Genomic DNA, 10,967 nt, shown 5'->3' with positions numbered 1-10,967 from the left:
AGGTAAAATAATTGTTATAATATATCTAGAAATGAGGCGCACGATGTTACCAGAAAAAATGGAACAAGGGTTTGAGCAAAACCTGGAAGCTATTCAGCTTTTACAAAACGCATTGGGAACTTCTTTTTTAGAAGCTTATGTTGAAAATGCCGAAAATTTAAGAGACAACTATCAAGTACGTGTAGTAGATGGTGTACCAAATGAAAAGACAACCCAACAGATCTCAGAACTTTATCAAAAACTGAGTGAATTATCATTTGAACCGGAAGAGTGGCGTCGTTTATCGCAGTTGCTTTTGTTAAAGGGAAGTCAAACCGAGCACTTACAAGCAAACCATCAATTGACACCAGATAGTATTGGTTTCTTGTTTGTTTTCTTGATCGAACAACTATTCCCTGATCATAAAGGAAAAATCGGTGTCTTGGATATTTCAGCAGGAATGGGCAATTTGTTATTAACAGTTCTTTTAAACCTAAACATTGCTGGATACCATACAGAAGGTTTTGGTGTGGATATCGATGATACACTACTCTCTGTCGCGGCTTCTACAAGTGAGTTGGCGCAAGCGAGTGTTCAATACTTTCACCAAGATGGATTACAAGAATTATTGATCGAACCAGTTGATGTCGCTATCAGTGACTTGCCAATCGGCTTTTATCCGAATGATCAAAAAGCGCAAGACTTTTTGACAAGCGCGACAGAAGGTCACAGTTATGCTCATCATCTTTTATTGGAACAGGCAATGAAATACGTCAAGCCAGATGGTTTCGGTTTATTCTTGATGCCAAGCAATTTCTTGGAGACAGAGCAAAGCGAGGACATTAAAAAATGGTTTAAAGAAGAAGGCTATCTTCAAGGTATGATCCAATTGCCGGATGAGTTGTTCCGAAATAAGCAATCACAAAAAAGTATTTTGATTTTACAGAAAAAAGGCAAACAAGCAAAACAAACCAAGGAAGTACTGCTTGTTAAACTTGATTCACTAAAAGAGCCAGAGAAGGTGACGAAGTTTTTTAACGAATTTAAAAACTGGAAATCAGCTTCCTTATAACTATTTACCAAAAAGGAGAGTAACATGTCAAAAACAATTGCAATCAATGCTGGAAGTTCAAGTTTAAAATGGCAGTTATACCAAATGCCAGAAGAAACTGTAGTCGCTAAAGGAATCGTTGAAAGAATTGGATTAAATGATTCAATTTTTACAATCAAATATGGTGAAGGCCAAAAATTTGAACAAATCTTAGATATTGATGATCATGAAGTTGCTGTAAAAATGTTATTAGACCAATTGATCGAATTAAATATTTTAGGCGCATATGATGAAATCACAGGTGTCGGACATCGTGTCGTTCACGGTGGAGAAACTTATGGTGACTCTGTAGTCATTGATGAAGAAGTAATGGCACGCATCCAAGAATTAGCAGAATTTGCGCCATTGCATAATCCTGCCAACTTAATGGGAATCAAAGCATTTAAGAAAATTTTGCCAGATATCCAAAGTGTAGCTGTCTTTGACACGTCTTTCCATGCGACTATGCCAAAACACAATTACTTGTACAGCTTACCAATCGCTTACTATGAAGATTTTAAAGTGAGAAAATATGGGTTCCACGGAACAAGTCACCGTTATGTTTCTGAACGTGCGGCAGACATGTTAGGTAAACCAATCGAAGACTTAAAAATCATTACTTGTCATTTAGGAAATGGTGCTTCAATTACTGCTGTTGACGGTGGTAAATCTGTTGATACATCAATGGGCTTCACGCCATTAGCAGGTGTAACGATGGGTACTCGTTCTGGTGATATCGATCCAGCGATCTTACCTTATCTAATGGAAAAATTATCGATCGATATCAATGAAATGGTTGATATCTTAAACAAAAAATCTGGTCTTTTAGGGTTAACAAATCTATCTAGTGATATGCGTGACCTTGAAAACAATTACGATAAAGAAGAAATCCGTTTGGCTTATGATGTGTTTGTTGACCGTATCCGTAAATATATTGGTGGCTATGTAACAACAATGAACGGCGTTGACGCAATCGTATTTACTGCGGGTATCGGAGAAAATGATGGTCATGTGCGTAACGAAGTGATCAAAGGTATGACATGGTTTGGTTGTGAAATCGATCCAGAATTGAACAAATTACGTGGTGAAGAGTTAGACATCTCAACAAAAGACTCAAAAGTCAAAGTATTAGTCATCCCAACAGATGAAGAATTAATGATTGCACGTGATGTAGAACGCTTGCGTTAATTTGGATGACGCTAAGAAATTAGTCAGATTAACATAAGGGTTCTAAAAAAAGAGTTGGACATTGTCCAGCTCTTTTTGGTTTTTTGCCTAATTTAAATCAGCTGAACGAAGCTAGAAGCAACGCCTAAGAAAAGTATATCTTCTAGTAATAGGAAAATAGAAGATATACTTTCATTCAAATCGCTGATTGTTTCATGTCGTGCTTCCTTGAATCAATTTCACTGGCAACACATAGTTGGATTCAAGTGGTTTCTCTGGATCTTGGATCCGTTGGAGCATTAGGTCGACTAAGATGTCAGCAATATCTGTAATTGGTTGTGCGATGGTCGAGAGCTGTGGGAAATAATTTTGAATCATTTTTGTTCCATCATACCCGATGATTTTTATTTCTTCAGGAATTTTAATATGCAACTCTTGACAGAGATTATAGGCTAAAATAGCAGTTAAATCGTCTGTACAAAATAAACCATCAATTGTTTCCATTTCTAAAATCCGTTTGATCTCTAAATTTTTTAAAGCAGTTGAGCGGGCAGTAGAATGAAAATGAAACACGTGCGGCTCTAACTGGAATTCTTCCATAAATGCCAAATATCCATTCAATCGTTGATTGGTCGGTGAATTTGATTCTTGGGAGCCAGTTAAGATGGCAATGTTTCTGGCACCTTTTAAATAAAGGTTTTCGGTAGCTAAGTATCCACCACGTAAATTGTCACTACTGATAATTGGAATTCCTTCTGCTAAATAGCGGTCGAAGGAGACAATGGGTAGTTCAATATTTTCGTATTCTTGGATACCCAGATTATGCGCTCCAGCAAGGATACCATCTACTTTGTTTGCAGCTAACATGTTGAGGTAGTTTCGTTCTTTTTCTTTATTGTTTGCACTATCGCATAATATTGAACGGTATCCTAAATCAAATAGCTTACTTTCTAATTGTTCGACTAATTCACCAAAGAAAGGGTTGGCAACTGTAGGAAAAATCAAGCCAATCAATTGGGTGTTTTTTCCTTGAAGAGAACGAGCCAATGAATTGGGTTGATAATTTAATTCTTTCATTGCTTGATTTACTTTATCGATTGTTTTTTGGCTCAATGAGCCGTAGTTATTGATGACACGTGATACAGTGGTTGGTGAGACTCCAGCCTTTTTGGCTACATCGGTTAATTTAACAACCATTTAACTTACCCTCTATTCATTCATTTTACGTAACTTCCAAAGCGTTCCTGAGAAGGCATGGTCACATTCGATCAAGAGTGTGGTCTGTTCGCTTGAAGGGAAAATTCGGGCAGTAGCCGTTTGTTTACCGTCATTGATAAAGATTTCGACTACAGAAATATCAACAAAGATTTGTAAAGACAAAGGTTCTTGTGAAATTGTAAATTCTCTTGTGACACCATAATCTTCTGCAAATACTTCTCCTGATAAGCTACGATCTATTTTCATTTTACCATGCCTGCGATCGAAAGAGAGGATCAATCCGTTATTTCCCATGGGATCACTACATAAATGAATTTTTCCACTTTGATTTTCTTTAAACTCTAAGTTGATTTCGTAGCGATTTTGCTCGGTATTTATCTGTGAGACTGAATGATTCAAAGAACATGGCGGATCAATCCGTAATTGACTCATTTCTTTTACAGGACGTTGATGGAGTGTCCCATTTTCAATCGTCAACTCTTTGACGATACTTAAACAATGAGCCCAGCCAAATGGATCAGTCGGATAACTGATTTCAGGCAACCCGATCCAACTAACTGCTAAGGCACGACCATCAGGAGCGTTGAATGCTTGAGTAGCATAAAGATCAAAGCCTTCGTCAAGGTTTTTAAGGGTTGAAGGTTGGGTAAGTTGATTCGTTTCGATGTCATAGGCTTCTCCGATGATGTAAGCATTCGGGTATATATTTTGATACTCCAAAATTGACTGTTCTAAGCCTTGTGGACAAAAGAGCAATAGCGCTTTTCCGTCAATGAATACTAAGTTAGGACACTCGATCATAAATCCCATCGATTGTTGCGTAAATTGTAAAGGACCTGCGTAAGACCAAGTGTCTAGATCGGGACTACGGTAAACTAAAATTTCCCCTTGTTTATTTTGATTTTGTGCACCCAACAATAACAAATATTCGTCTTTATAAAAAATCACTTGAGGATCTCGAAATTCTTGTGTATAGCCGTAAGGTGGCTTAGAAATCAGTGGGGTGGTTAATTTGGATAGTTCGCCATTAGGTTGCATCCATGCACCCAACTGATACGAAGTGCGTGCCCAATTTTCATCACGGACATTGCCTGTATAGGCCAAAAATAATTTGTCATTAACCGGAAGTGCTGAACCGGAATAGACGCCATGACTATCATATGATGTGCTGGGTAGAAGTTTCAATCCTTCCTCTTGCCAATCGACTAAATTCTTAGAAGTCAAGTGGTACCAAGATTTTAACCCATGAACAGCGCCCATCGGATAAGCTTGGTAAAATAAGTGCCATTTGCCGTTGAAAAAAGAAAAACCATTTGGGTCGTTCAACAAACCAGAAGGTGGCTGAATGTGGTAATCCAAACGCCAAGGAGAATGAGCTACTTGTTCCTTTAACAGTGTTTGATACTCTTGAGGCCACGCCTGATAAGCTTGATAACGTAGTTGACGTGTCCATTTAAAATTATTATTCATAAGTACGACTCCTTGTAAACGTATTCTATTATAGAATAGCTCGAACCAGCATTAATGTCAAACGCATATCATTATTGTTGTTTGTTTTATCATTCTCTCTAGTTATTTATTATAAAATATAAGCTTTATTTTTGATAAACGTTTGACAATTATGAAGTGTCGTGGCATACTCAAGCTAGGATAACGGTTACAAAAAATTGATGTTTAGATTATATAGGGGGGACAAAAAGTGGATTATAAAAAAGTGGCAAAAGAAATCAATGACGCACTAGGGGAAAATAATATCCAAGCTGCCGCACATTGTGCAACTCGTTTGCGTTTAGTATTAAAAGATCAAGCGAAAGTGAATCAAAAGGCACTAGATGCCATTGATGAAGTAAAAGGAACCTTTGAAGCAAACCATCAATTCCAAATCATTATAGGCGCAGGTGATGTGAATAATGTTTACGACGAACTTATCCAGCTGACCGGTACAAAAGAAGCATCGACTGACGATTTGAAAGCGGTAGCACAATCAGGGAAGAAACAGAATCCTTTTATGTCCTTGATCAAAGTACTGTCTGATATATTCGTACCAATTGTTCCTGCTTTAGTCGCAGGTGGGTTATTGATGGCAATCAATAATGTTTTGACCGCACAAGATCTATTCGGACCACAATCAGTGATTGAGATGTATCCTAATTTAAAAGATGTGACTAGCATTATTAATTTACTGGCTTCTGCTCCATTTGCATTTCTCCCGATCCTAGTAGGTTTTTCAGCAACGCGAAGATTTGGTGGCAATCCTTATCTAGGAGCAGCAATGGCAATGGCGATGGTGATGCCGGAGCTGGTCAATGGGTACAGCGTAGCAAATGCTGTGGCAGAAGGAACAATGCCTTATTGGAATATTTTTGGGTTAAACATTGCTCAAGCAGGTTACCAAGGATCGGTCTTACCAGTTTTAGCTGTTTCATGGATTTTGGCGAATTTAGAGAAATTTTTCCATAAACGTTTACTTAATGCATTTGATTATACATTTACACCGATGTTAGCAATTATCATTACAGGTTTTTTGACATTCGTTGTGGTTGGTCCAGTGATGCAAACAGTCGGAGACAGCTTAACAGCAGGATTGAGTTGGTTGTATCAAACAACCGGAGCAATCGGTTTAGGGATTTTTGGTTTGTTCTATTCACCAATCGTGATCACTGGTCTTCATCAAAGTTTTCCAGCAATTGAAACATCTTTATTGGCTGATGTGGCTCGAACGGGAGGAACATTTATTTTCCCAGTTGCTTCAATGGCAAACGTTGGACAGGGGGCAGCAACACTTGCCATCATGTTATTGACTAAAAATACAAAGCAAAAAAGTTTAGCAACTTCTGCTAGCATCTCTGCTTTACTAGGAATTACAGAGCCAGCAATTTTTGGTGTCAATCTAAAATTAAAGTTTCCATTTATTTGTGGAATGATTGCTGCCGGGATTTCCTCCATGTTCATCGGTTTTTTCCATGTACTTGCTATTGCTTTAGGTCCCGCCAGCGTCATCGGCTTTATTTCAATTACGCCTAATCAGATTCCTTTTTTCATGATAGGTATCCTGATCAGTTTACTCGTTGGTTTCACTACAACATATCTTTATGGGAAAAAACATGCATACCTACTTGCTAGTGAAGAACCGGAAACAGCAGATGTACCGAGTGATGCAAAAGAAGAGGAGGAACGTGTGATAGAAGAAGTAATCGTCGCTCCTGTTTCTGGTGAACTGATATCACTGCAAGCAGTAAATGACCCTGTGTTTTCTCAAGAAATGATGGGGAAAGGAATAGCAATCAGACCAACGGAAGGACTTTTATTTGCTCCAGCCGATGGTGAACTGACTGTTGTTTATGAATCGAAACATGCCTATGGGTTGAAAACAGATGCTGGTGGAGAAATTTTGATCCATATCGGTATTGATACAGTTGAATTAAATGGTCAAGGGTTTTCGACAGAATTTCAGGTAGGAGATAAGGTAAAGAAAGGCCAGTTGTTGGGAAGATTTGATCAGCAAAAGCTCAAGCAAGCCGGCTATGATGATACGGTAATGGTGATTATTACCAATTCTTTATCGTATGAATCAATTACTCTTGTTACAGAAGGCACAGTAGATAGCAAAGAAAGATTGCTCATGCTACGTTCAAAGACAGAATCTAACTAATAAAAAGCATTGAGAAATTTTTATTTCTCAATGCTTTTTATGAAATAATTACTTATCTTCTTTTTTTGGTAATTGATTTTCTAAGTTTGTACGTACGACTAGAACATCACATGCTGCATTGCGAATAACGTATTCTGAAACAGAACCGATAAATAGACGTTCGACTGCGTTGAGTCCAGTTGCACCTAAAAGGATCAAGTCCACTTCATGGTCTTCAGGGATTTCTTTAGCAATGATATGCTTTGGAGAACCGTATTCTACCACAGTTGTCACTTGATGTAATCCAGCTTTTTTAGCTTTCATCTCATAATCGGCTAGTGTTTGCTTGGCCATTTCTGTTGCTTGTTCTGCCAACATGCCATCAAAGGATGAAACAGTTTGGAAAGATCGTGTGTCAATGACATGAGCTAATAAAAGCTCGCTGTTATTTCTTAAAGCAACGTTTACTGCTTTTTTAAACGCTAATTCGGCTTCTTCAGAACCGTCGACCGCAACCATGATTTTTCTATATTGTTGTAACATCAGCATTCACTCCTTCAAAAAAGATACTTGGTTTACAATTCTATTGTAAAGCAAATTCAAAGAAATGAGAATTATTTACTGTCAGGTTTCGTCATTTTTTTGGCAAAACCGATGCTGAAGACAGAGGCAACAGTAATTACGATGACTAAATAAAGTAATGCAAAAAAACGATGATTGATTGCTACGACAACGAGTCCTAGAAGTCCTAAAAATGCGTAGATCGAACCGAAAATACTTAGAAAATCTTGATTCTTTTTATTCTGTTCGATAAGAACGAAAAAAATCGTTTGTTTTTTAAATAAGTAATAACTGACAAATAATAGCAATAAGGCGGCAATCGCCATCAATAAACGAATCATTGTATCCACTCCTACTTTTTCTAAAACCAATCATACCATAAAAGAGGCAGCACCGATAAATCGGTACTGCCTCTTAATAGGTAAAAAAATGGTAATCTCCGTTAATGCCGTTGTTTGTCCTGTAGTATTGATCCCGCGAATTCAAGCAGGTGGGTCCCATGGTCGTCGCATCGAACTACCAAATGATAAGGCATGTTACCAGCTGTGACACAAGACAGGTCCCAAGATATCAATAAAAATGTTCGGTCAACACACAAAGAGGACAATTCGAACATCACAGATTTCCCACTTCTATAGTAGCACATGGATTTAAAAAGAGCAATGTGGGCGCTCAATAATTTTGAACGCTTTCAATGACGGTGGTTATTGTGTTTTTTTCTGCCATTCTTTAATGCGCTGATATTGCTGTCCTAAGGCTTGTTCGTACTTCCCAGTATTTTTAGGTTGATAATACTGTGTATGTTTCAGTTTATCAGGTAGATATTGTTGATCGACCCAAGCATTTTCGTAGCTATGAGGATATTGATAGTCTACACCTCGATTCAATGACTTGGCCCCTTGATAATGGCTATCTTTTAAGTGATCAGGAACTTCGCCTGCCTTTCCTGCTCTTATGTCTGCAATGGCTGTATCTAATGCGGTATAGGCAGAATTGGATTTTGGTGAAAGGCAAAGATCGACGACTGCATCAGCTAAAGGGATACGACCTTCTGGTAGACCTAAACGTTCGGCAGCTAGCACAGCGTTGACTGTTCGAGCCGCAGCAGCAGGGTTGCCTAAGCCAATATCTTCGTAGCCAATCACCATCAGGCGACGACAAATACTTGCTAAATCCCCAGCTTCGACTAAACGCGCCAAGTAATGTAATGCAGCATCCACGTCGCTCCCACGAATGGATTTTTGAAATGCGGAGATCACATCATAGTGAGCATCCCCATTTTTATCATGCGTCAATGCTTTTCGCTGGATACACTCTTCGATAATCGCGAGGGTGAGATGAATTGTACCGTCTTCTTGTTTTTTAGTGGAACGTACAGCAAGTTCCAAGCCATTAAGTGCGCTTCTCAAATCACCGTTAGTGGCACGAGATAGATGAAGCAAGGCATTTTCATCTATTTTAATCGATGATTCTCCTAAGCCATTTTCTTTATCGGACAATGCACGATGAATTGCTAATTGGATATCTTCTTCGTCTAACGGTTTTACCTCAAAGATCTGTGTCCGACTACGGATTGCTGGATTAATCGTGATATAAGGATTTTCAGTGGTTGCCCCAATCAAGATGATACGACCGTTTTCTAAATGCGGAAGTAAAAAATCTTGCTTTGTTTTATCTAATCGATGGACTTCATCAAGTAAAAGAATCACAGTACCGCTCATTCTAGCTTCTTCGGCGACAACTTGTAGATCTTTTTTAGAATCGGTCGCGGCATTCAACATCCGAAAGGCAAAATTAGTTGAGCCAGCAATGGCACTAGCGATACTTGTCTTTCCTGTGCCGGGTGGTCCATATAAAATCATGGAAGATAACATTTCTGCATCAACCATTCGGCGAATGATTTTACCTTCACCAACTAAATGGCGTTGGCCAACGACTTCATCGATATTTTTCGGACGCATCCGATAGGCTAATGGTTGTTGCATCAGTCTGCCTCCTTTAGATTATTCGTTCGTTTATTATAACATATCTCATAGGATAAAGGGGCGCAAAAGGCGGAGGAATAGTCAGAATAGGGCGAGAAGCTAGAAATAGGTTTCTCTAGTTCAGCAATGGTAATCGCCAACTCGTTGACCCGCTTTTTTCATAGCTTCTTTGCCTAATATTGTGTATGATAAAGGTGGTGAAGCAAATGACAAATCAAAAACAATTAGATGAACTTTTATTAAATAAAACAACGGCAGAAGTGGCAAAAGATTTACTAGGAATGTATCTGGAATATGAAACACCAAATGGGCGCTTAGGGGGCTATATCGTAGATGCAGAAGCTTACTTAGGTCCGGAAGATCTGGCTGCTCACAGTTATGGTATGCGGCGTACGCCTCGAGTGCGTGCAATGTATGAAGAACCAGGAACGATCTATCTCTACACGATGCACACCCACTTGATTTTAAATATCATCACACAACCTGAAGGAGTACCACAAGGAGTGATGATCCGTGCTATTGAGCCTGTGGAGGGGATTGAGCAAATGAGCCTGAATCGCAAAGGGAAGGCGGGTCCTGATATTAGTAATGGTCCAGGGAAATTAGTGGCAGCCTTAGGTCTATCACCAGATTTATATGGACAGTCGATTCGTGATAGCTCGTTGCGTTTGGTTTTTGAGAAAAAACGGCTACCAAAAAAAATATTGGCGTTGCCTAGAATCGGTATACCGAATAAAGGAGAATGGACGGAAAAACCATTGCGTTTTGTCGTTGCTGGAAATCCGTATCTTTCATTACAAAAAAAGAACCAAGTCGATGAAGACTGGGGTTGGAGGAAACAAAATGAAGAAAACAACAATATTGGATTACCTTGATACAGCCATTGAAAAGAAGATCACAGACTATGATGTGGCGTTAGATTGGGACACAAAAAACCATACGATTGAGATCGTGGTACGTTTATTTGCAGAAAATCAGGCACATTTTGAATTAGATGATGCCCAAGGTGTTGTCTCGGAAGAAGAAATCATTGAATTTGAAGATGGTGTCTTATTATTCAACCCAGAAAAATCTATATTTGATGAGCAAGATTATCTGGCAGTGATCCCTTATGAAGGAAAGAAAGGGTTAGCGAGTTCTGTAGCCGATGCACTGATTGACTACTTGAATGATGTATTAGCACAAGGTCAAAGTGATCTTTTAGATTTTTTAGATGCAGAAGACGAAACGGCTGTCTTTGAATTGAAATGGGACAACCATGTGTTCACACGTTTAGTCGAAGAAAAACAACAAAATGAAAAAGATGTATATCTACCCTATCCCAGCTATTAAGGAG

Annotated in this window: 10 protein-coding genes and 1 other RNA gene; 5 read left to right on the top strand and 6 right to left on the bottom strand. The window is 38.7% G+C overall.

From position 1 onward, the window contains the following. Positions 1-43 precede the first annotated feature (43 nt). Together IGJ99_RS12740 and IGJ99_RS12735 are read left to right on the top strand one after the other, a co-directional pair. Complete coding sequence (locus tag IGJ99_RS12740) at positions 44-1,051, top strand: class I SAM-dependent methyltransferase (protein ID WP_224434269.1); 1,008 nt, start codon at positions 44-46, stop codon at positions 1,049-1,051. Between the two features lie 24 nt (positions 1,052-1,075). Further along, a complete protein-coding gene (locus IGJ99_RS12735; protein ID WP_062806107.1) occupies positions 1,076-2,257 on the top strand; it encodes an acetate/propionate family kinase in 1,182 nt (393 codons plus the stop codon). A gap of 192 nt (positions 2,258-2,449) precedes the next feature. On the opposite strand, the gene IGJ99_RS12730 is transcribed toward IGJ99_RS12735, so the two are convergent. Both IGJ99_RS12730 and IGJ99_RS12725 read right to left on the bottom strand, forming a co-directional pair. Further along, entirely contained in the window at positions 2,450-3,433 is a 984-nt protein-coding gene (locus IGJ99_RS12730) for a LacI family DNA-binding transcriptional regulator (RefSeq protein ID WP_010734212.1), read from the bottom strand. A 12-nt stretch (positions 3,434-3,445) separates the two neighbouring features. Further along, the gene (locus IGJ99_RS12725) at positions 3,446-4,924 is read right to left on the bottom strand and encodes a sucrose-6-phosphate hydrolase (RefSeq protein ID WP_137072871.1); all 1,479 of its coding nucleotides are present in this window, start codon (positions 4,922-4,924) and stop codon (positions 3,446-3,448) included. A gap of 229 nt (positions 4,925-5,153) precedes the next feature. On the opposite strand from IGJ99_RS12725, the gene IGJ99_RS12720 reads away from it, so the two are divergent. Continuing rightward, positions 5,154-7,106 carry a sucrose-specific PTS transporter subunit IIBC gene (locus IGJ99_RS12720; RefSeq protein ID WP_023520431.1) on the top strand — a complete coding sequence of 651 codons (1,953 nt, stop codon included), beginning with the start codon at positions 5,154-5,156 and terminating at the stop codon, positions 7,104-7,106. A gap of 48 nt (positions 7,107-7,154) precedes the next feature. Here the strand turns inward: IGJ99_RS12720 and IGJ99_RS12715 are convergent, their stop codons facing one another. The 4 genes from IGJ99_RS12715 to IGJ99_RS12700 form a co-directional block, all read right to left on the bottom strand. Beyond that, positions 7,155-7,628 carry a universal stress protein gene (locus tag IGJ99_RS12715; protein WP_010734215.1) on the bottom strand — a complete coding sequence of 158 codons (474 nt, stop codon included), beginning with the start codon at positions 7,626-7,628 and terminating at the stop codon, positions 7,155-7,157. Between the two features lie 71 nt (positions 7,629-7,699). Next, complete coding sequence (locus IGJ99_RS12710) at positions 7,700-7,987, bottom strand: hypothetical protein (protein ID WP_349520351.1); 288 nt, start codon at positions 7,985-7,987, stop codon at positions 7,700-7,702. Between the two features lie 91 nt (positions 7,988-8,078). Next, a non-coding RNA gene (gene ssrS / locus IGJ99_RS12705) (6S RNA) lies at positions 8,079-8,273 on the bottom strand. Positions 8,274-8,350: 77 nt separating this feature from the next. Then, entirely contained in the window at positions 8,351-9,631 is a 1,281-nt protein-coding gene (locus IGJ99_RS12700) for a replication-associated recombination protein A (RefSeq protein ID WP_010734217.1), read from the bottom strand. A 206-nt stretch (positions 9,632-9,837) separates the two neighbouring features. Between IGJ99_RS12700 and IGJ99_RS12695 the strand changes: the two genes are divergently transcribed. Both IGJ99_RS12695 and IGJ99_RS12690 read left to right on the top strand, forming a co-directional pair. Then, a complete protein-coding gene (locus IGJ99_RS12695) occupies positions 9,838-10,506 on the top strand; it encodes a DNA-3-methyladenine glycosylase (RefSeq protein WP_023520430.1) in 669 nt (222 codons plus the stop codon). Then, the gene (locus IGJ99_RS12690; RefSeq protein WP_010734219.1) at positions 10,475-10,963 is read left to right on the top strand and encodes a DUF3013 family protein; all 489 of its coding nucleotides are present in this window, start codon (positions 10,475-10,477) and stop codon (positions 10,961-10,963) included. The genes IGJ99_RS12695 and IGJ99_RS12690 overlap by 32 nt, the downstream gene beginning before the upstream one ends. Positions 10,964-10,967: the final 4 nt, after the last annotated feature.

Source organism: Enterococcus sp. AZ095b, assembly GCF_051714725.1.
GTDB classification, from domain to species: Bacteria; Bacillota; Bacilli; order Lactobacillales; family Enterococcaceae; genus Enterococcus_B; species Enterococcus_B pernyi.
This window is presented reverse-complemented; position numbering and strand designations above follow the sequence as displayed.

Coding starts and splice junctions, on each gene's coding strand:
- IGJ99_RS12740 (WP_224434269.1), top strand. CDS start 44: ATGTTACCAGAAAAAATGGAACAAGGGTTTGAGCAAAACCTGGAAGCT.
- IGJ99_RS12735 (WP_062806107.1), top strand. CDS start 1,076: ATGTCAAAAACAATTGCAATCAATGCTGGAAGTTCAAGTTTAAAATGG.
- IGJ99_RS12730 (WP_010734212.1), bottom strand. CDS start 3,433: ATGGTTGTTAAATTAACCGATGTAGCCAAAAAGGCTGGAGTCTCACCA.
- IGJ99_RS12725 (WP_137072871.1), bottom strand. CDS start 4,924: ATGAATAATAATTTTAAATGGACACGTCAACTACGTTATCAAGCTTAT.
- IGJ99_RS12715 (WP_010734215.1), bottom strand. CDS start 7,628: ATGTTACAACAATATAGAAAAATCATGGTTGCGGTCGACGGTTCTGAA.
- IGJ99_RS12710 (WP_349520351.1), bottom strand. CDS start 7,987: ATGATTCGTTTATTGATGGCGATTGCCGCCTTATTGCTATTATTTGTC.
- IGJ99_RS12700 (WP_010734217.1), bottom strand. CDS start 9,631: ATGCAACAACCATTAGCCTATCGGATGCGTCCGAAAAATATCGATGAA.
- IGJ99_RS12695 (WP_023520430.1), top strand. CDS start 9,838: ATGACAAATCAAAAACAATTAGATGAACTTTTATTAAATAAAACAACG.
- IGJ99_RS12690 (WP_010734219.1), top strand. CDS start 10,475: ATGAAGAAAACAACAATATTGGATTACCTTGATACAGCCATTGAAAAG.